14 protein-coding genes and 2 pseudogenes are annotated in these 20,669 nt (G+C 63.6%); 13 read left to right on the top strand and 3 right to left on the bottom strand.

What is annotated here, in order from left to right; all coding sequences use genetic code 11:
* Positions 1-92: 92 nt before the first annotated feature.
* The 9 genes and pseudogenes from AC0L28_RS14490 (at position 93) to AC0L28_RS14450 (ending at position 10,670) form a co-directional block, all read left to right on the top strand.
* The gene (locus AC0L28_RS14490) at positions 93-1,874 is read left to right on the top strand and encodes an acetolactate synthase 3 large subunit (protein ID WP_128167079.1); all 1,782 of its coding nucleotides are present in this window, start codon (positions 93-95) and stop codon (positions 1,872-1,874) included.
* Positions 1,875-1,962: 88 nt separating this feature from the next.
* Positions 1,963-2,538 (top strand): acetolactate synthase small subunit, encoded by a 576-nt coding sequence (gene ilvN, locus AC0L28_RS14485; RefSeq protein ID WP_091594244.1) that lies wholly within the window; start codon positions 1,963-1,965, stop codon positions 2,536-2,538.
* Between the two features lie 147 nt (positions 2,539-2,685).
* Positions 2,686-3,282 carry a LysE family translocator gene (locus tag AC0L28_RS14480; protein WP_473478215.1) on the top strand — a complete coding sequence of 199 codons (597 nt, stop codon included), beginning with the start codon at positions 2,686-2,688 and terminating at the stop codon, positions 3,280-3,282.
* A gap of 167 nt (positions 3,283-3,449) precedes the next feature.
* Positions 3,450-4,670, top strand: a complete 1,221-nt coding sequence (locus tag AC0L28_RS14475) for an efflux RND transporter periplasmic adaptor subunit (protein WP_473478212.1) — start codon at positions 3,450-3,452, stop codon at positions 4,668-4,670.
* Positions 4,667-7,830, top strand: a pseudogene (locus AC0L28_RS14470) (efflux RND transporter permease subunit). Before AC0L28_RS14475 ends, AC0L28_RS14470 begins: the two are co-directional and overlap by 4 nt.
* 65 nt (positions 7,831-7,895) lie before the next feature.
* The gene (nthA, locus tag AC0L28_RS14465; protein WP_023798807.1) at positions 7,896-8,501 is read left to right on the top strand and encodes a nitrile hydratase subunit alpha; all 606 of its coding nucleotides are present in this window, start codon (positions 7,896-7,898) and stop codon (positions 8,499-8,501) included.
* On the top strand, positions 8,498-9,157 hold the full coding sequence (gene nthB / locus AC0L28_RS14460; RefSeq protein WP_473478209.1) for a nitrile hydratase subunit beta: 660 nt from the start codon (positions 8,498-8,500) through the stop codon (positions 9,155-9,157). Before nthA ends, nthB begins: the two co-directional genes overlap by 4 nt.
* A complete protein-coding gene (locus AC0L28_RS14455; RefSeq protein ID WP_287175123.1) occupies positions 9,144-9,530 on the top strand; it encodes a nitrile hydratase accessory protein in 387 nt (128 codons plus the stop codon). The genes nthB and AC0L28_RS14455 overlap by 14 nt, the downstream gene beginning before the upstream one ends.
* A gap of 118 nt (positions 9,531-9,648) precedes the next feature.
* Positions 9,649-10,670: pseudogene (locus AC0L28_RS14450) on the top strand (IS630 family transposase).
* A gap of 112 nt (positions 10,671-10,782) precedes the next feature.
* Here the strand turns inward: AC0L28_RS14450 and AC0L28_RS14445 are convergent.
* Positions 10,783-14,127 (bottom strand): adenylate/guanylate cyclase domain-containing protein, encoded by a 3,345-nt coding sequence (locus tag AC0L28_RS14445; RefSeq protein ID WP_473478206.1) that lies wholly within the window; start codon positions 14,125-14,127, stop codon positions 10,783-10,785.
* A gap of 346 nt (positions 14,128-14,473) precedes the next feature.
* Here AC0L28_RS14445 and AC0L28_RS14440 point away from each other — a divergent pair, with 346 nt between their 5' ends.
* Positions 14,474-15,601 (top strand): ATP-dependent DNA helicase, encoded by a 1,128-nt coding sequence (locus tag AC0L28_RS14440; RefSeq protein WP_128246456.1) that lies wholly within the window; start codon positions 14,474-14,476, stop codon positions 15,599-15,601.
* 58 nt (positions 15,602-15,659) lie between these two features.
* Here the strand turns inward: AC0L28_RS14440 and AC0L28_RS14435 are convergent, their stop codons facing one another.
* Positions 15,660-16,064 carry a SpoIIAA family protein gene (locus tag AC0L28_RS14435; protein WP_023798813.1) on the bottom strand — a complete coding sequence of 135 codons (405 nt, stop codon included), beginning with the start codon at positions 16,062-16,064 and terminating at the stop codon, positions 15,660-15,662.
* Positions 16,065-16,176: 112 nt separating this feature from the next.
* On the opposite strand from AC0L28_RS14435, the gene AC0L28_RS14430 reads away from it, so the two are divergent.
* Both AC0L28_RS14430 and AC0L28_RS14425 read left to right on the top strand, forming a co-directional pair.
* Positions 16,177-16,917, top strand: coding sequence for a pyridoxine 5'-phosphate synthase (locus AC0L28_RS14430; RefSeq protein ID WP_473478203.1), 741 nt, complete (start codon positions 16,177-16,179; stop codon positions 16,915-16,917).
* A gap of 103 nt (positions 16,918-17,020) precedes the next feature.
* Positions 17,021-18,934, top strand: a complete 1,914-nt coding sequence (locus AC0L28_RS14425; RefSeq protein WP_128177778.1) for a potassium transporter Kup — start codon at positions 17,021-17,023, stop codon at positions 18,932-18,934.
* Positions 18,935-19,152: 218 nt separating this feature from the next.
* Here AC0L28_RS14425 and AC0L28_RS14420 read toward each other — a convergent pair whose 3' ends face one another.
* A complete protein-coding gene (locus AC0L28_RS14420; protein ID WP_473478201.1) occupies positions 19,153-20,043 on the bottom strand; it encodes an SDR family oxidoreductase in 891 nt (296 codons plus the stop codon).
* A 136-nt stretch (positions 20,044-20,179) separates the two neighbouring features.
* Between AC0L28_RS14420 and AC0L28_RS14415 the strand changes: the two genes are divergently transcribed.
* Positions 20,180-20,590, top strand: coding sequence for a winged helix-turn-helix transcriptional regulator (locus tag AC0L28_RS14415; protein ID WP_287071492.1), 411 nt, complete (start codon positions 20,180-20,182; stop codon positions 20,588-20,590).
* Positions 20,591-20,669 lie beyond the last annotated feature (79 nt).

The raw sequence follows: 20,669 nt of genomic DNA, 5'->3' as shown, positions 1-20,669 counted from the left end.
GATACAGGCTCCCTCGGGGGCCTTTTTTATTGCCCGAAACACGACTAAACGACCAGCAATCGCCCGATGGCGGACAATACGGGACCAGACCGATGAGCAGTGGACAGAACGAACGGCGCGAAATGACCGGAGCCGAAATGGTGGTGCAGGCGCTGAAGGACAACGGCGTCAAGCATGTCTTCGGCTATCCGGGCGGCGCAGTTCTCCCGATCTATGATGAAATCTTCCAACAGGACGAGGTCGAGCACATCCTCGTCCGTCACGAGCAGGGTGCCGGTCATGCGGCGGAGGGCTATGCGCGGTCGACCGGCAAGGCCGGCGTCATGCTGGTGACATCGGGGCCGGGCGCCACCAACGCGGTCACGCCGCTGCAGGATGCGCTGATGGATTCGATCCCGCTGGTCTGCCTGACCGGTCAGGTGCCGACCTCGCTGATCGGCTCGGATGCGTTCCAGGAGTGCGACACGATTGGCATCACGCGGCCCTGCACCAAGCACAATTGGCTGGTGAAGGACGTCAACGATCTCGCGGCGATCATCCATGAGGCCTTTCACGTCGCGACGACAGGACGCCCCGGTCCGGTCGTCGTCGATATCCCGAAGGACGTGCAGTTCGCCAAGGGCATCTATGTGCCGCCGCAGACGGCGCCGCGCACCAGCTATCAGCCCAAGGTCCAGGGCGACCTGGACAAGATCAAGGCGGCGGTCGAGCTGATGGCCAACGCGAAAAGGCCGATCCTCTATACCGGCGGCGGTGTCATCAATTCCGGCCCGGAAGCCAGCCATTTGCTGCGCGAACTGGTCGACCTGACCGGCTTCCCGATCACCTCGACGCTGATGGGCCTTGGCGCCTATCCGGCTTCGGGCAAGAACTGGATGGGCATGCTCGGCATGCACGGCACCTATGAAGCAAACATGGCGATGCATGATTGCGACGTCATGGTCTGCATCGGCGCGCGCTTCGACGACCGCATCACCGGCCGGCTCACCGCGTTCTCGCCGAATTCGAAAAAAATCCATATCGACATCGATCCGTCGTCGATCAACAAGAACGTCCACACCGATGTGCCTGTTATCGGCGATGTCGGCCGGGTGCTGGAGGATCTGGTGCGGCTGTGGCGGGCGACCGCCAGGGCCGACAAGAAGGCGCTCCACCCATGGTGGGAGCAGATCGCGAAATGGCGGGCGCGGGATTCGCTTGCCTACCAGATGAACCACGACGTGATCATGCCGCAATATGCCGTCCAGCGGCTCTATGCGCTGACCAAGGACATGGACACCTACATCACCACCGAGGTCGGCCAGCACCAGATGTGGGCGGCGCAGCACTATCATTTCGAGAAGCCGAACCGCTGGATGACCTCCGGCGGGCTCGGCACGATGGGCTACGGCCTGCCGGCGGCGCTTGGCGTGCAGATCGCGCACCCGGATGCGCTGGTCATCGACATTGCCGGCGACGCCTCGGTGCAGATGACGATGCAGGAGATGAGTGCCGCGGTGCAGCACGAAGCGCCGATCAAGATCTTTATCCTCAACAATCAGTACATGGGCATGGTGCGGCAGTGGCAGCAGCTTCTGCACGGCAACCGGCTGTCGCATTCCTACACCGAGGCGATGCCGGATTTCGTCAAGCTCGCCGAAGCCTATGGCGGCCACGGCATCCGCTGCGAGAAGCCGGACGAGTTGGACGATGCGATCAGGGAGATGATTTCGGTGAAGAAGCCGGTGATCTTCGACTGCCGGGTCGCCACGCTTGCCAACTGCTTCCCGATGATCCCGTCGGGCAAGGCGCATAACGAGATGCTGCTGCCGGACGAGGCGACCGACGAAGCGGTGGCCAACGCCATCGACGCCAAGGGCAGGGAACTGGTGTAACCCCTAACGCCCGAGCCGAGGCAGGGCTGTCGGAAGAAGCCGTGCGGAAACAGAAAAACAGCTCAAAGTTGAAAACGAGATTCATGTCATGAACGCACAGCACCTTCAACCCACCGGTTCCGCCTACTTCATCGCCAAGGAGACGGAAAGACCGGAAATCCACACGCTTTCCGTGCTGGTCGACAATGAGCCGGGCGTGCTTGCCCGGGTCATCGGCCTGTTTTCCGGACGCGGCTACAATATCGAGAGCCTGACCGTTTCCGAAACCGAGCACGAGAAGCATCTGTCACGCATCACCATCGTGACGCGCGGCACGCCGCATGTGCTGGAGCAGATCAAGCACCAACTCGAGCGCATCGTGCCGGTGCACCGTGTCGTCGACCTCACCGTGCGCTCGCACGAGCTCGGCCAGGAACGGCCGCTGGAGCGGGAACTCGCGCTGGTGAAAGTGGCCGGCACCGGCGAGGGCCGCGTCGAGGCGCTGAGGCTGGCCGATGCCTTCCGCGCCAGCGTCATCGACGCCAACACCGAGCATTTCATTTTCGAGATCACCGGCAAGGGCTCCAAGATCGACCAGTTCATCGCCATCATGAAGCCGCTCGGCCTGGTCGAGATCTGCCGCACCGGCGTGGCGGCGATGAATCGCGGCCCGCAAGGGATGTGATCATCCGGCGCTTTGGGTCCAGTGCTCTGGCACCGCCTGTATTTCTGTCGGCTTGGTCCTGACCTTCTGGCCCGGCTGCCGCCGTAAGCTGGCCTTTGTGCGTCTGAGGTAAAAGGACAATATTGCTGACCTGCTTGGGAGAAGCCAATGACCCTCGATGCGTTCCTTGCCCTGCTGGTCTATGCCTTCGTGACTTCGATCACACCGGGTCCGAACAACTTCATGCTTCTGGCTTCCGGCGTGAATTTCGGTTTTGCCAAAACCATTCCGCACATGCTGGGCATCAGCATCGGCTTCCTCGTGCTGTTGTTTGCCGTCGGCTTTGGCCTTGGCGCGGTGCTGACTGCGTTTCCGGTTCTCCACACCGCATTGAAGATCGCTGGCGGCGTTTATCTGCTCTATCTCGCCTGGAAGATCGCCATTTCGCGTTCGTTCAGCAGCAAGGGCGAGACCAAGGCGCGACCGATGCGCTTCATCGATGCGGCAGCGTTCCAGTGGGTCAATCCCAAGGCGTGGGTGATGGCGATCACCGCCATGGCCGTCTATGCCGTTCCGGAGCATCCGTTTCTGTCGGTGGCGCTGGTTTCGATAGCCTTCACCGTCGTCAACCTGCCGAGCGTTTCGGTGTGGGCAGGTTTCGGCACGGCGCTGCGCGGTTTTCTGTCGGACCCGGTGCGGCTGAAATGGTTCAACATCGCAATGGGCGTGCTGCTGGCAGCGACGTTGTGGCCGATGCTGCGGTAGCTGCCGTTTTACTGTGCAATGCACATTAAATCTTCGTAATCCCGGGTTTTGGCCCTTTTTTGCCCTCGGCACCCTCTATCTATTTGGTGAAACCGCGGCACGAGGCTGCGAGTTATACCCAGACATGACCACCGAACCACGGCGTGTCGGAGGGAAGGTCTTTGACGATGCGTGGAAAGATCGTGCTTGCGATGCTTGCGGTCGCTTGCCTTGTCACGGCTGGGCTCCATCTTTCGCCCGCGACAACGGGCAAGGCCCGGCAGATGCTGTCAGCGGGTCAGGCGCCTGACAAACCGGCGGCCGCCGCGAATGCCGCACGTGCGGCCGCGGTGGTTGCCGCCACCGCTTCGACGGCCGATTTCCCGATCCGGCGCTACGCTATCGGCTTTGTATCCTCGCCCGCCGTGGTCAGCGTGAATGCGCGGATCTCGAGCCAGATCGCCGTCAAGGACGGGCAGATGGTGAAGGCCGGCGACCTTCTGTTCTCGCTGGACGACCGCGCGCTGAAGGCGCAACTGGCCCGTGACCAGGCGACGCTCGCCAAGGACCAGGCGCTGCTTGCCAGTGCGACGGCCGATCTTGAGCGTGCCAAGGCTCTTGTCGCCAGGCAGGCCGGCACGCAGCAGACCTATGACCAGGCGATCGCCGCGCAGAAGTCCGCTGCGGCCACGGTCGATGCCGACAGAGCAACGATCGAAGCGGACGAGGTCCAACTCGACTTTGTCACGATCACGGCGCCGATTTCCGGCAGGCTGGGTGCGGTCAGCGTCGCGATCGGCGATCTCGTCACCACCAACAGCGGCAGCAGCACGTCGACCCCGCTGGTGACCATCACCCAGATGGACCCGCTGCGGGTGAACTTCAATCTTCCGGAAAGCGATCTTGCCCTTTTGCACAAGGCGCTGGCGGCGCCAGGGCAAGGCGCAGTCACGCTGACCAGGGACGGCGACCCGACACCGATCGGCAAGGGGACCCTCGATTTCGTCGATTCCAGCGTCGACACCGCCTCCGGCACGATTGCAGCGCGGGCCAGCGTGCCCAACCCCGATCTTTCGCTGTGGCCGGGCCAGTATGTCAATGTCGTGCTCGATGCCGGCATCACGCCGCAAATGACCTCGGTTCCCACGGTTGCGGTCCAGCCAAGCCAGAAGGGGCCGTTCGTCTATGTGATCAAGCCCGACAACATGGTGGAGGTGCGGCCCGTGCAGGTCGCACTGACCGAAGGCGACAACAGCGCTATCGGCGAGGGGCTGAAAAGCGGCGAAAATGTCGTCGTCGAGGGCCAGGCAAAGCTGAAGGACGGCGCGCCGGTCCGCGAAGGCGATGCCGTTGATCGGGCGCCTCCCAGGGTTGCCGAGGCTGGCAAGGCGGCCGGGACGCGGCCATGATCTCCGAATTCTGCATCCGCAGACCTGTCGCCACCCTGCTCATGTCGTTTGCGCTCGTGCTGGGCGGGCTGTTCGCTTACAGGTTCCTGCCGGTGGCCGCTCTGCCGAGCGCCGAGTTTCCGGTGGTCAATGTCTCGGCCTCGCTGCCCGGCGCCTCGCCGGAAACCATGGCGACCTCGGTGGCAACGCCGCTGATCAAGCAGTTCACCACCATCGCCGGCATCGATTCGATCTCGACCACCAACGCGCTCGGCTCGACCTCGATTGCCATCCAGTTCGTGCTTAACCGCGATATCGATGCCGCCGCCGCCGACGTGCAGGCGGCGATCGCGCGAACGCAGCGGCAATTGCCGCCCGAGATGACCAGCCCGCCGAGCTACCGCAAGGTCAATCCGGCCGAGCGCCGATCCTGCTGATGTCGCTGGTCAGCGACACGGTTCCGCTGACCGATCTCGATGCTTTTGCCGAGAATGTGATCTCGCCGTCGCTGTCGACGATCGAAGGCGTGGCGCAGGTCTCGATCTTCGGCCAGCAGAAATACGCGGTGCGCGTCCAGATCGATCCGACGGCACTCGCCGCACGAGGCATTTCGATCGACCAGCTGCAGACGGCGATCGCCTCGGCCAACAGCAACACGCCGCTCGGCGTGCTGCAGAACGACAAGCAGCAGCTGACGATCACCGCCAATACCCAACTGAACAACGCGGCGGGATTTTCCAACATCATTATAGCCACCAGGAACGGCCGTCCGGTGCGGCTCGGCGAGGTGACCCGCGTCATCGATTCGGTCGAGACCACGACGACGGCAAGCTGGTACGACGGCACCCGCGCGATCATCATGGCGGTGCAGCGTCAGCCCGATGCCAACACCGTCGACGTTGTCGACCGGGTCAAGGCGATGCTGCCGTCCTTCCAGGATCAGATGCCGGCGGCGGCCAGCATCCGGTTGCTCAACGACCGCTCGACGTCGATCCGCGAGGCGGTCGACGACGTGCAGTTCACGCTGCTGCTCACCATCGCGCTGGTGGTGATGGTGATCTTCCTGTTCCTGTGCCGGGTAACGGCGACGATCATCCCGGCGGTGGCGGTGCCGATCTCGCTGATCGCCACGCTCGGCGCCATGTTCCTGTTCGGCTTTTCCATCGACAACATCTCGCTGATGGGGCTGACGCTGGCGGTCGGCCTTGTCGTCGACGACGCAATCGTCATGCTGGAGAACATTTTTCGCCACATGGAGGGGAGGGACTCTCGGCCTTCGACGCGGCCCTCAAGGGTGCGCGCGAAATCGGCTTCACCATTGTTTCGATCTCGATCTCGTTGGTCGCTGTGTTCATCCCCGTGCTTTTGATGGGCGGAGTGATCGGGCGCATCTTCAACGAATTCGCGGTGGTGGTGACGGTCGCCATACTGGCCTCGATGTTCGTGTCGCTGACGCTGACGCCGATGCTGTGCTCGCGGCTCTTGTCGGTTTCGAAGGCTAAGCGCGAAGCAGCGCGGGGCGAAGGTCACAGGCACAATTTCTTCATGCGGGGTTATGACTGGCTGCTGACAGTTTGCCTGCGGCACAGTTTCCTGGTTCTTCTCGTCTTCATTGGGACGGCCGCACTGTCGGCCTGGCTGATCCAGACCTCGCCGAAGGGCTTCTTCCCCCGCAGGAGGATATCGGCCAGATTTCGGTGACGACCACCGCGCGCCAGGACATCTCCTTCGACGCCATGGTGAAGCTGCAGGGGCAAGTGGCTGATGTCTTTACCCATTCCCCTATGTCTCGCATGTCGGGTGGTCGGTGGGCAGCGGCGACAACGCACTCAACCAGGGCCGGCTCTATGTGCAATTGAAGGACAAGGACCAGCGCCCCGATATCGACATGGTGCTCTCGGATCTGCGGCGGCAGCTGGCCAATGTCCCCGGCATCGAGACCTTCATGCAGCCGGTGCAGAACCTGCGGCTCGGCGCGCGCGCTTCGGCCAGCGTCTATCAACTCGTCGTGCACGGCCTCGACATCGGCGCGGCGGACAACTGGGCGCAGAAGCTCACCGACGCGATGGCCGCCGACCGTAGCGCCTTCACCGACGTTGCCAATGACTTGCAGAACAACGCCCTGCAGGCGTCGCTGGTGGTCGACCGCGACAAGGCGGCGACGCTCGGCGTTGACACCGATACGTTGCGCTCCAGCCTCTATGGCGGTTTCGGCACCGAGCAGGTCTCGACCATCTTCGGTTCGGCCGACAGCTACGAGGTGATCATGGAGCTCGACCCGAGGATCGAGTGGTCGCCAGAAAGGATGCTGGCGATCAAGGTAAGGACGGCCAGCGGCAGCCTGGTGCCGCTCGGCGCCTTTGCCCGCGTCGATCGGACCGCCGGCGCCTTGACCGTCAATCAGCTCGGCCAGCTTCCGGCGGTGACCATTTCCTACAACCTGCCGCAGGGCGTCGCGCTCGGCGACAGCGTGAGCCGCATCGATGCGCTGAAGGAGAAGATCGGCATGCCGGCGACGATCTCGACCACTTTTTCGGGCACGGCGAAAACTTTCCAGGATTCGCTTGCGAACCAGGGCCTGCTGATCGCCGGCGCGATCCTGACCATCTATATCGTCCTCGGCATCCTCTACGAGAGTTTTATCCATCCGCTCACCATCCTGACTGGACTGCCGTCGGCGGTGCTCGGCGCGCTTGTTGCACTGCGGCTTGCGGGGATGGACCTGTCGGTGATCGCGGTCATCGGTATCCTGATGCTGATCGGCATCGTCAAGAAGAACGGCATCATGATGATCGACGTCGCGCTCGAACTCAGGCGCGAGGGGATGTCGCCGCTCGAGTCCATTCACAAGGCCTGCCTGATGCGCTTCCGGCCGATCATGATGACGACGCTGGCGGCACTGATGGGCACGATCCCGATCGCGCTCGGCACCGGCGCCAGCGCCGAACTGCGCCAGCCGCTCGGCGTGGCGGTGGTCGGCGGCCTCGTCGCTTCGCAAGCGCTGACGCTGTTCGTCACGCCGGTCATCTATGTCTACATGGAGCATTTTTCGGGCTGGCTTGTCGGGCTGTGGCCAAAGCGCCGGCACGAGCAGCCATCTGTCGAGGCCGTCGACCAGCCGTCGCTGTTCGAGAACGGAGAAGCGTTGCAGGGCGAGCCGCACAAGGCGGCGGCCGAATAGAAGCCGACAGGCTGGCCCAAGCCGCGGCGCTTGCGGTGGAACGCTTGCAGCCGTAATTTACGGCCATGTCCCACGATCATAATCACGACAACGAGCTTGATCCTTTTGCCGCCCGGGTGCGCGCACTGGAGACGATCCTCACCCAGAAAGGGCTGATCGATCCGGCCGCGATCGACGTGATCGTCGACACCTATGAGACAAAGATCGGTCCGCGCAACGGCGCCAAGGTGGTGGCGAAGGCGTGGGTCGAGCCGGACTTTGCCGTTTTGCTGAAACGCGACGCGACGGCGGCGATCGGCTCGCTCGGCTACACCGGCCGGCAGGGCGAGCACATGCAGGCCGTGTTCAATACCGCGGACACGCACAACCTCGTCGTCTGCACGCTGTGCTCCTGCTACCCGTGGTCGGTGCTCGGCCTGCCGCCGGTCTGGTACAAGGCGCCGCCCTATCGTTCGCGCGCGGTCATCGATCCGCGCGGCGTGCTCGGGGAATTCGGGCTGACCTTGCCGGCAACGACAAAGATCCGGGTGTGGGATTCTACCGCCGAGCTGCGTTACCTGGTCGTGCCGATGCGGCCGAAGGGCACCGACAGCTGGAGCGAGGAGCGGCTGGCGGATCTGGTGACGCGCGACGCGATGATCGGCACCGGACTGGCGCGGGAGCCGGCATGAACGGGCCGCAGGATCTCGGCGGGCAGATGGGGTTCGGGCCGGTCGCACCCGAAAAGGACGAGCCCTGTTTCCATGCCGCCTGGGAAAGGCGGGCGCTTGGCGTGACCTTGTGCGCGGGCGCCATGGGCGCCTGGACCATCGACGAGAGCCGGCATGCGCGGGAATTGCTGCATCCCGCCGACTATTATGGCTCCAGCTACTACGAGATCTGGATCAAGGCGCTCGAAACCTTGCTGAAGCGACATGGTTTTGTCAGCGACCGCGATCTCGCCGCGAGCAAGGCGGTCGACCCTGCCGCGACGCCAAAGCGGGTGCTGAAGGCCGAAAACGTGCCGGCAGTGTTGGCCAAGGGCGGCCCATGCGACCGGCCGATCGCCGCGCCGGCCCGGTTCAAGGCAGGCGATATGGTGCGCACGAAGAATTTCCATCCGACCGGCCACACAAGGTTGCCACGCTACGCACGCGGCAAGCAAGGCGCCATCGAGGCGGTGCGCGCTGGTTTTGTCTTCCCTGACACCAATGCACATGGCCAAGGCGAAAACCCGCAATGGGTCTATACGGTGGTTTTTGACGGCGCCGAGATCTGGGGCGAGGGCGCCGACCCGACGCTGACCGTGTCGATCGATGCCTGGGAGAGCTATCTTGAGCCGGCGTGAGGCGAAGTCAGCCACCGCCACGCTGCCGGCGGGCGTCGAGGCGCCGGTTTTCGCCGAGCCATGGCAAGCGGAAGCCTTCGCCATGACGGTCGCACTGCACGACAGCGGCCTGTTTTCCTGGAGCGAATGGGCGGACGCCTTGTCCGTCGAGGTCAGGAAGCCGGGTGCCACCAGCGATGGCCACGATTATTACGAGCACTGGCTGGCGGCGCTGGAGAATCTGCTGTCGGCCAAAGGCGTTGCCGGCAAGGGCGACGTCGATGCGCTCGCTGCCGCCTGGGAACGCGCCGCGCATGCAACGCCGCACGGCAAGCCGATCCTGCTCGAGAACGATCCCAGCCCGACCGAAGGTCGTGGCGGCCCGACCGGCTAGTGGTATCGGCCTAACATAAGAGTCCGGCTTGGATTCCCTTTGGCGAAAGCGCATGCGAGTCTGGCGCATGCGCACAGGAATATCCTTCACCGTTTCGCCGACCGATCGCTAGCGACTGATGGCTGTCGTCAAAGACCGCAATGCGCCGCAGAAGCACGTCTGGCGCGCCGAGATCATGTTACTGAGTGCCGACAGCGCCGGTACCGTCGAGATCATGCGGCAGACCGGCAAGTCGAAGACCTGCGTGTGGCGCTGGCAGGAGCGCTTCGCCGCGGCAGGCTTCGAAGGACTGTTGCGCGACAAGACGCGGCCATCGCGCATTCCGCCTCTCAGTCCCGAAGTGGCGGAGCGCGTGGCGGCGCTGACGTTGCAGGACCCACTTGGCGAAACCACGCACTGGACCGCCGATATGATGGCCGAAGCCGCCGGCATCAGCGCCAGCGCGGTACGCCGCATCTGGAAGGCGCACGGCCTTCAGCCGCACCGCTGGCGGCAGTTCAAGCTGTCCAACGATCCACAGTTCGTCGACAAGCTGCGTGACGTCGTCGGCCTCTATGTCGACCCGCCAGCCCACGCCATCGTGCTGTCTGTCGACGAGAAGAGCCAGATCCAGGCACTCTACCGTACGCAGCCCGCCCTGCCCATGAAGAAGGAAGGCTCGGCACCATGACCCACGACAACCACTCTGTTGCCGCCCTCAACGTGCTCGACGGCACCGTCTTCGGCAGGAACATGCAGCGACATCGTCACCAGGAGTTCATCCGCTTCCTCAACGCCATCGATGCCGAGGTGCCGGCCAGCAAGGCCATCCACGTCGTCATCGACAACTATGCCGCCCACAAGCATCCTAAGGTGCGTGCCTGGCTCGACCGCCATCTGCGTTTCACCTTCCACTTCACGCCAACCTCGTGCTCGTGGCTCAACGCGGTCGAGGGCTTCTTCGCTAAACTGTCGAAGCGGCGCCTCAAGCGCGGCGTCTTCCACTCTGTCGTCGACCTCCGGGCTGCCATCAACCGCTACCTCGCAGAACACAATCAGCAACCCAAACCGTTCACTTGGACCGCCGACCCCGACAAAATCATCGCCGCCGTCAAAAGTGGGCATCAAGTGTTAGATTCCATCCACGTGGTGAAAATCTGACGCTTGGCACCGGAGCCGAAATTCCGGTTTCGACCCCTCTTAACAGGTTTGAGCCCGATGCGGGCATTTAGTCAGTTTGCCTCCACCCGTAGTGACATCGAGCTGACTTGAGTCACCTCAGGGTGTCGAGAAACGCCTTGGCTTCTCTCAGGTCGGGGGTCTCGAAGCCCTCGGAGAACCACTCATTCACGGGCACGAGCAGGGTGTGGGCATCGGCAGGCTTGCCTTGGTCGCGCCACAGCCGGGCAAGACCGGTGGCCGCACGCAACTCCCAGGACTTCGCGGATTGACGCCGGGCGATTTCGATCGCGTGCTCAAATGCGGCGCTCGCCTCATCTGGTCTTCCGTCCGGTAGGGCTGCCAGAAGCTGCCCGCGCAAGCAATACAGTTCGGCCTCCGGCCAACGCTCCCCTGTCCCCTCGACCACTGCCAGAGCCTCATCCAGTGCACCGAGCCCCCGTTGCATGTCCCCCGAGAGGGCACAAGCCTCGGCCAGCAGGCCCAGGAAGAACGGACGCATCCACGCCGCGCCGCTCTTCCCCCAATCCGCAAGCCCGCGCTGGATCGCTTCTATCCCGGCGGCCTCCTGACCGTGACGAGCCATGGCCCAGCCCTGGACCACCGTCGCGCTGGCGGCCCATAGATCCAACTTGTGTTCCCGGGCCAGCTCCAGCAACGCCGCCGCATGCCCCGCGGCCGCGCTGTCGTCGCGGCCGAAAGCCCCCACCAGCGCGCTGTACATCAGGGCAAACCCGAGGGTGTTCTTATGGCCGACCCGGTGGGCTACGGCCAATCCCTCGGCTTGTCGGCGGGATGCCTGATCCGGGTAGCCCAGCAGCCACAGCACCCAGGTCAGGTGGGCGAGCGCGGACACGCCAAGGTCCTGGCCAAAAACAAAGGCCGTCGAACCATGCCGTTCCGGGTCGTACAGCGCAACGGCACACTCGAGGTGCTCGCGGGCGGCGAGCAGCTCGCCCCCCACCTCATCTGTCGCGCCGCACATTCGGTGCGCCAAGCACAGCCGCTCCGGGTCTGGGTGCAGCTCGGCCAAGGCGAGAATTTGCCTGGCCAGCTTCTGCTGCTCGGGAAGCGCCATGCGTACGAATTGGACAGCCCAGAACCCATACAGCACAGGAAACTGTTGTGATGCGTCGCCTACGGCCTCTACCAACTCCTGCGCCCGGGCGAAAGCGGAGGCGGTCTCAGGTGCTGCGTGGCCGTACCGGGCAATGCACGCCTGACCAAGCATAGTCTGAAGATGAAGTTCGCGCTCTGCCCGGGCGCGGCTCTCGGGCAAGGTCCGCACGAGGTCAATGCTCCGGGTGAGATGGCCGATGGCTTCCGCAACGGCCGAGCGCCGGAAGGTGCGTTCCCCGGCCCGCTGCCAGTAGTCCGCAGCCCGCTCGGTCAGTTCCGCCTGGGTAAAGTGATGGGCCAGCAGCTCAGGTTGGGTTTCGACCACCTCCGGCCAGCGCTCTTCCAGTACCTGGGCGATCCGGGCGTGCAACTTCTGGCGTGTGCCACGCAGGAGGCTCACGTAGGCGGTGTCCTGCACGAGCGCGTGCTTGAACGTGTAGGTCGCCTCGGGCGGCGTGCCGCGCCGGAACGCGAGACCAGAATTGACGAGCTCGTCCAGTCCCTGCGCCAACGCTGCCTCGGGTAGTCCCGCCACGGCAGCCAGCAGCTCATGGTTGAACTCCCGGCCGAGTGCCGCGCCGATCTGCGCCACCTGCTTGGCGGCCGGCAGCCGATCCAGCCGAGCGGTCAGTGAAGCCTGCAAAGTGCTCGGGATCGGAAGCGCCGAGACAGCAGCATCGGGCTGGCTGGCACTCTCCAGCACGGCTTTGGTCAATTCCTCGATGAACAGGGGCACACCGTCGGTCTGCGCCACGATCCGATCCAGCATTCCGGCCGGTAATGCTTGGCCCACGACCACCTGAGAGGCGAGCGTCGCGGCTTGACGCGGACTGAGACGGCTCAGCGCCATCAAGGTCACGCCCGCCAGACCGACCCAGGGCGCCTCAAACTCCGGCCGGAAGGAGATGACCACCAGCACTGGCAGCGAGGCCAAGCGCATGATCAACCTGTCCAACAGCTCCAGCGAGCTTGGATCGGCCCAATGCACGTCCTCGAACAGCATCAGCACGGGGGATCGGCGGGCCCGTTCATCGAGGATGTGAAGCAGTGCCCCGAAGGTCTGCTCCTTCTTGCGCTCCGGGCTGAGAGCCAGTGGCGGGTACCGCTCGCCACCCGGCACGCCGAGCATCTCGGCAATGAGCGCCAGCTCATGCGAGGCGGCGAGTGGGTGTAGCAGGGTTTCCAACTTGACGAGCCGAGCCTCCGCAGGCTCGCCGTCCACGAAGCCTACCTCGTTCTTCCAGCGTGCGATGATCGGTTGGAGGGCGCTCTCACGGTGATGGGGCGAGCAGAAGTACTTGAGTTTGAGATGCACCTTTCCAGCTACGTGCTCCTCAAGCGCAGCGATCAGGCGGGACTTGCCGATGCCGGGCTCGCCGGCGATGAGCACGACCTGCCCTTCGCCGCCCTTCGCCTGCCGCCAGCGGCGCAGCAGCAGATCGAGCTCGTCATCGCGCCCGACCAGCGGCGTGAGGGCGGCCGGATGCATCGCGTCGAAGCGGCTCTGAACCATGGCCTCGCCAAGCACCTGCCAGGTGCGGACAGGGCCGGTTAGCCCTTTGAGGTGAACCGAACCAAGCTCGCGGCACTCGAACAGGCCGCCGATGCGCCGCCGTGTTTCTGCGTCGATCACTGCGCATCCAGGATCAGCAAGGGATTGTAGCCGCGCGGCAACGTTCGGGGTCTCGCCGATTACAGCCTGCTCCTGTGCGGCCCCGGCCCCCAGCAGGTCGCCCACGACGGCGAGGCCACTGGCGATGCCGACGCGTGCGGACAACCGCTCATCGGCGGGCGCAATCTGGCCAACCGCTTCCAGCGTGGCCAAGGCGGCGCGTACTGCGCGCTCGGCATCGGCCTCGTCGGCCTGGGGCCAGCCGAAATAGACCAGGACTCCATCGCCCATGTACTTCGCGACGAAGCCGCCGAAGCGACCAACCGTCTCGGCAATGCGGCGGTGGTAGGTCCCGATCACCTCGCGCATGTCCTCGGGGTCCAGGTGCGCGGCGAGCGCCGTGGAGCCGACGAGGTCGACGAACATCACACTAAGTTGGCGCCGCTCCGCCTCAGGGGACGGCAGGGCCACTGTCCCGGAGATCGTGCTCTGTGGCTGGATGGATGGGGACATGGCTGGAGGCGAGCCCGCGCGCACGGCGGCGATGGCGGCGAGCAACTTGCGGCGGTGGCCGATCGAGACGACGCCAAGTCCGCTCAGATCATCGGCGGTGAGGTCGGCTAGGACGCCGCCATCGATGTCGTTCTCGCGGAACGCCTGTTCGTACTGTCCCAGCCCCAGATCGCGCAGCCACGCGCCAATGTCCATGGCCCTCTCCCGGGTTCGTGGCGACCAGAACGCTAAGGTCTTCAATCTACCCCAAAATCGCGGAGAGGGCATGATGAAACGTCACGAGCTACCTTCGGATTAAGGGCAGCTCGTGGCAGCACCAAGCAGACTTTCGCCGCTCTGTCGGCCAGCTTCCGCTTTCCACCTAAAACCGAAGTCTGTATCGGGTACTAAGCGTCAGGTTTTCACCACAAGGTCGTGGCGGCTCGACTTCGTTCTCTTTAGGTCCGTCTTCTGCCTGACTTGCGCCATCGGAAGCGGTGCGGCCCGCCGCCGATGATCGTTGCGCCTTGTCTTTCCCTCGCGAATCCGGTCTCTCGCGCTGATGGAATTCTCTCCTCAACAGGACGATGCGCTGAAGGCGGTCGCCACCTGGCTCAAGACCGGAAAGCCGCAGCTGTTCCGGCTGTTCGGCTATGCCGGCACCGGCAAGACGACGCTGGCGCGCTATTTCGCCGAGCATGTCGACGGCCAGGTGCAGTTCGCCGCCTTCACCGGCAAGGCGGCGCAGGTGCTGCGTTCCAAGGGCGCGGTCAATGCCCGCACCATCCATTCGCTGATCTATCGGCCGAAGGGGGAGGAATCGGTGGCGGACGAGGTGACCGGCAAGACGTCGATGTCGCCGACCTTTTCGCTCAACCGGCAAAGCCCGATCTCGCGGGCCAAGCTCGTCGTCATCGACGAATGTTCGATGGTCGACGAGCAGCTTGGCCGCGACCTCTTGAGTTTCGGCACGCCGATCCTGGTTCTAGGCGATCCCGGCCAGTTGCCGCCGATCTCGGGCGGCGGCTTCTTCACCGAGCATGAACCGGATATTCTGCTCACCGAGATCCACCGGCAGGCGCGCGACAACCCGATCATTCGGCTGGCGCTCGACGTGCGCGAGGGCCGCGAGTTCATGCGCGGCGACTATGGCGCGGCGCAGGTGATCGGCAAGGAAGACGTCACCCAGGAACTGGTGCTGAAGGCGGACCAGGTGCTGGTCGGCACCAACAGGACGCGGCGTCGCTATAATCAGCGGCTGCGCGAGCTGAAGGGGTTCAATGCCGACTATCCACAGGCCGGCGACAAGCTCGTCTGCCTGCGCAACGACCCAGCCAAGGGACTGCTCAACGGTTCGCTGTGGAAGGTGATGACCTCGTCGCGCGAGACGGTGAAACCCGGCATCAATCTGCTGGTCTCCCCGGAGGAGGACGATCCGGACCGCGGCGTCGCCAAGATCAAGCTGCTCAAAGCGGCGTTCGAGGACCCGGACGCCGACATTCCCTGGCAGCAGAAAAAACGCTTCGACGATTTTGACTATGGCTACGCGCTGACCGTGCACAAGGCGCAAGGCTCTCAGTGGAACGAGATCGTGCTTTTCGACGAAAGCTGGGCGTTCAAGGAAACCCGCCAGCGCTGGCTCTACACGGCAATCACGCGCGCGGCGGAACGGCTGACGATCGTCAGATAGGCCGGTCGAGCTGCTCCCATGGACCAGGAATCCGGGACTGGCACGGGGTCGACCTGCGTCAGCGTGGGGCCAGCGGTGTGGCGCCGAGCCATTCCCAGGCGGATGCTTCGTCCTCTGCCTCGAAATGCCTGAGCTCGACGGATGAGGAAGCAGGCAGCAAGCTCTGCGCGCTGGGTACCCAGTTCGGCTCGCCGAGCGCAGCGCAGCGGCCGACATGCTCCACGGCATGGGCCGTGCCCTGTTCAAGCGTTTCGTCCGACACATCGGCCCAATCGACGCCTTCATGGTCGATCAGGCGCACCAGCACGTCGATCTTCGGGTGCAGCGCGTAGGCCGCCTCCAGCAATCCGAACAGGTTTTCGGCGTCGGCAGCCGTGACATGGCCGACGACGTCGATGGCGAACAGGTCGTCGCGGTCGGTGTCGATGCGGCGAACCGCCGGCACGTCTTCAAGATAATTCACGGGTCTTCCTCTTGCTGGATATTATACGTCCCTCTGGAACACCGAAAACCCCCTGTCTGTTCCGGCCAAAGGCGGTATAGATGGCCGCGATTATGTCCGGACCCGAGAAGCCATGCCTGCAAAACTCTCCGTCAATCTCAATGCCATCGCCATGCTGCGCAACCGGCGCGACCTGCCGTGGCCAAGCCTCATCGGGCTCGGGCGCCTGGCGCTGGCCGCGGGCGCGCATGGCCTGACCGTGCATCCGCGGCCCGACGAGCGGCACACCAGGCATTCCGACCTGCCGCAGATCAGGGCGCTGATCGACGACGAATTCCCCAAGGCAGAGTTCAACATCGAGGGCTATCCGAGCGAGGATTTCCTGGTGCTTGTGGAAAAGCACCAGCCGGAGCAGGTGACGCTGGTGCCCGACGACCCTGCCCAGGCCACCTCCGACCATGGCTGGAACTTTGCCGCCGAGGCGGCGTTCCTGACACCGATCGTCAAACGGCTGAAGAAAGCGGGCTTGCGCGTGTCGTTGTTTTCCGACCCGGATCCGGCAGGGATGAACGCCGCGCGCGACACCGGCGCCGACCGGATCGAGCTCTACACGGGGCCGTATGGCAGCTTTCATTCCGATTCGGCAAAAGCGGCGAATGAGCTGGAAAGATTGGAAAAAACCGCGGATGCAGCACTTGCCGCCGGGCTTCAGGTCAATGCCGGCCACGATCTGGTGGTGAACAACCTGCCGGCATTGGCAAAACGCATCCCGGCATTGGCCGAAGTGTCGATCGGACATGGGTTGACAGCCGATGCGTTGGAGTATGGCATGGCCGGTACGGTCAAAAGATTTCTGAAGGCTTGTGGGTGGTAGAGATGGAAGCCTCGCTTTGCGGACATGGCAGCCATCACGTTGGGGCACTTGATATTGCATCGCAGCAAGCGTAGAGCACCGCGCGCTTATCGGAGTGTCGTCCATGGCCCTTACCAACAGTGGTAGTGAGGCAGAACCAGTCGAACAATCCAGCCATCCTGAGGTCGAAAAGCACAGCACCAAGGTCCTGATGCTGGGCGCTCTCGGCGTGGTCTATGGCGATATCGGCACCAGCCCTATCTATGCGCTTCGCGAAGCACTGCATGCTTCGTCGGGCACCGATCCGCGCAGTGCCGTTCTGGGCATTCTGTCGCTGATCGTCTGGGCACTGACGATTATCGTGACCATAAAGTATGTCGCCTTCGTGCTTCGGGCGGATAACAAGGGTGAAGGCGGCACCCTGTCGCTTATGGCGCTGGCCCGGAAAGCCTATCCGGCTGGTTCCGGCCTCATTCTTGTCATCGGTCTGTGCGGAGCCGCACTGTTTTTCGGCGACGCGATCATAACGCCGGCCATTTCGGTGCTTTCAGCGGTGGAAGGGCTGAGCGTCGTGACCCCGGCGTTCGATCCATACGTGGTTCCCATTACATTGGTGATTCTTGCCGTCCTGTTTGCCGTGCAGCGCTTCGGGACCGGCAGGGTGGCCTCGGTTTTCGGGCCGGTGACGGCGCTCTGGTTTCTGGCGATCGGCATTGCCGGATTGGTGCATATCCTCGACGATGTCTCCGTCCTTCTGGCAATCAATCCCTATTATGCGGTGGCCTACCTTGCCGAGGCCAAAGCGGGCGCGTTTCTCACCGTCGGCGCGGTTTTTCTGGCGGTTACCGGTGCCGAAGCGCTTTACGTCGATCTCGGACATTTCGGTCGCCGTCCAATCGTGCTGGCCTGGTTCTGGATCGTCTTTCCCTGCCTGCTGCTCAGCTATTTTGGGCAAGGCGCATTCGTTCTTGCTCACGGCGGCGTGCCCGACAATCCGTTCTTCCAGATGCTGCCGGATTGGGCACTGATACCGATGGTCGGGCTCGCAACAGCAGCGACTGTGATCGCCAGTCAAGCCGTTATCTCCGGGGCGTTTTCGCTGACCCGGCAGGCGGTGCAGCTCAATCTTCTGCCCAGAATCGAAGTTCAGCATACTTCCGAGATGCAGCTTGGCCAGATTTACATGCCACGCGTGAACCTCATTCTCGCGCTCGGCGTGATGCTGCTGGTCGTCGGCTTTGGCAGTTCGAGTTCGCTGGCGTCCGCCTATGGGATTTCGGTGACAGGCGAGATGCTGATGACGACGATCTTGCTGTTCGTGGTGATGCGGTGGCAATGGAAATGGCAGACCGCGCTCGCTGCGGCGCTGGCGCTGCTGTTTGGCACGATAGACACCGGCTTCTTCCTGGCGAATATCGTGAAATTCGTAGAAGGCGGATGGGTTTCAATCGCCGTGGCCTGCATCATGGGGCTGATCATGGGGACCTGGATACGCGGCAGCCGATATCTGTTCGACAAGACGCGCAGGAACGAGATTCCACTCGATTTCCTTGCCGCCAATCTGTTGAAGAAGAAGCCGCAGCTGGTGTCCGGCACGGCCGTGTTCCTGACCAGCGATCCGGTCAGCGCGCCGACCGCGCTGATGCACAGCCTGAAGCACTACAAGGTGCTGCACGAACAGAACGTCATCCTCTCGGTGGTGACGGCGCAGCAGCCCGTCGTGCCTGACAGCGACCGGGTCAAGATGGAGACGATCAACGATCTGTTCATGCGGGTGACGCTGACCTTCGGCTACATGGAACAGCCCAACATCCCGCGTGCGCTGGCGATCTGCCGCAAGCAGGGCTGGAAATTCGACATCATGACGACCTCCTTCTTCCTGTCGCGGCGCTCGCTCAAGGCCTCACCCAATTCCGGCATGCCGGTGTGGCAGGACAAGCTGTTCATCGGCTTGGCGCGCACGGCAGCCGATGCGACCGAGTATTTCCAGATCCCGACTGGACGTGTGGTCGAGATCGGAACGCAGGTGGCGATTTAGAGCCGCTTCGTCGCGATCCTTCGCGCCCCCTCTGTCCTGCCGGACATCTCCCCCACAAGGGGGGAGATCGGCAGCTTCGGCCTTACAGCCTTCCTGCGACGCTGAAGATTGGCGAAAACCTCGTGACGGCCAATCTCCCCCCGTGTGGGGGAGATGTCCGGCAGGACAGAGGGGGGCGCTGTCCCGCCGGCTTCGGAAGTCCGGCACTCTATTCTGGCTCAGCCGGCCAGCGCTGCCTTGTTCGCTTCAAGAAACTGCTTCAGCGATTGCGGCTTCCTGCCTGAAAGCGTCTCGATCGCGTCGGTCACCATGCCGATGCGGCCGGAGCGCGTGTTGGTGTCGAAGGACGTGACGATTGGGGCAAAGCCCTCGGGAACGCCGGCAGCCTTCAGGCCCTCGGTCAACGCCTCGTCCGAAAGCTGGACGACCTCGATCGGCTTGCCGGTGACGTCGGTCACCAGGGCCGCGATCTCGGCGACGGTATGGGCCTGCGGACCGGTCAGCGTGTATGACGTGCTTTCGGTGGCGCCCGAGGCAAGGCCGGCGGCGATCGCCGCGGCCATGTCGTCGCGAGCGCCATGGGCGATGCGGCCGTCACCTGCGGATGTATACCAGTGTCCCGCGGCAATGGCGTGCGGCAGCGACATGAACAGGTTCTCCTGATACCAGCCGTTGCGGAAAATCGTGTAGGCGATGCCGCTCGCCTTGATCGCCTGCTCGGTCCCGTAATGATCGCCCGCAAACAGCACCGGCGATCCCGGCTCAGGATTGGGCATCGAGGTGTAGAGCAGATGCGAAACGCCGGCCTGCCGCGCGGCTGCGACGGCATTTTCGTGCTGCTTGAGGCGCTTGCCCCCAAGGTCGAGCTCGCCGGTCGAGACGATCAGGATCCTGTCGGCGCCCTTGAATGCTTCGACAAGCGATGCCGTGTCATCGAAATCGGCTTGCCTGATGATGACGCCGCGCGCTGCCAGCTCGGCGAGGTTTTCCGGATTGCGGGTGGCGGCGATGATCCGTGCGGGCGGAACCTTGAGCGTGTCCAGCAGATGATCGACGACGCCGCGGCCAAGCTGGCCGGAGGCGCCGGTGACGAGAAGGGTATCGGTCATGGGAAGTCCTGTCGTTGCGCCGGAGCGGCGGGTGCTTATATAAGTCTCAAAAAGAGACCAGCACTAAAATAGGAATTGACCGACCCTCGTAAAGAAGGCAGTTTTGCGGGAGGTAGGCAGGCGCAGGGAACCAGCGATGGACAGCAAGGTCGTCAGTCTGAAGTCGAAGCTCGAGATTTACAAAGCGTGCAGCGGCGGCGGCAACATTGCCGACTGTCCGGTGCGCGATGTGATTCAGGGCATCAGCAACAAATGGAGTTCGCTGCTGATGATGGCGCTGGCCGAAAAGCCGTACCGGTTCGGCGAATTGCGGCGGCTGGTGCCCGACATTTCCCAGCGCATGCTGACCCAGACGCTGCACGATTTGCAGCGCGACGGTTATGTCCATCGCGAGGTCTTCCCGACCAAGCCGCCGAGCGTCGAATACAGTCTGACCGATCTCGGACGCTCGATGTTCGGGCCGCTGCATCAGTTGCTCCAATGGGCCGAGCTCAATCATGGCGCGGTGCGCGCCGCGCGGAACGCTTTCGACGCTGCCGAGACCTGACTCATCGATACCAGGAGCGACGGCTTGAAGCCGATGGCGCTGAAGGATTGTCCGGCCTGGGCAAGATGATTCGGCGGCA

The organism is Mesorhizobium sp. WSM4847, from assembly GCF_055811335.1.
The sequence above is the reverse complement of the archived record's forward strand: the minus strand, read 5'-3'. Positions and strand labels throughout refer to the sequence as shown.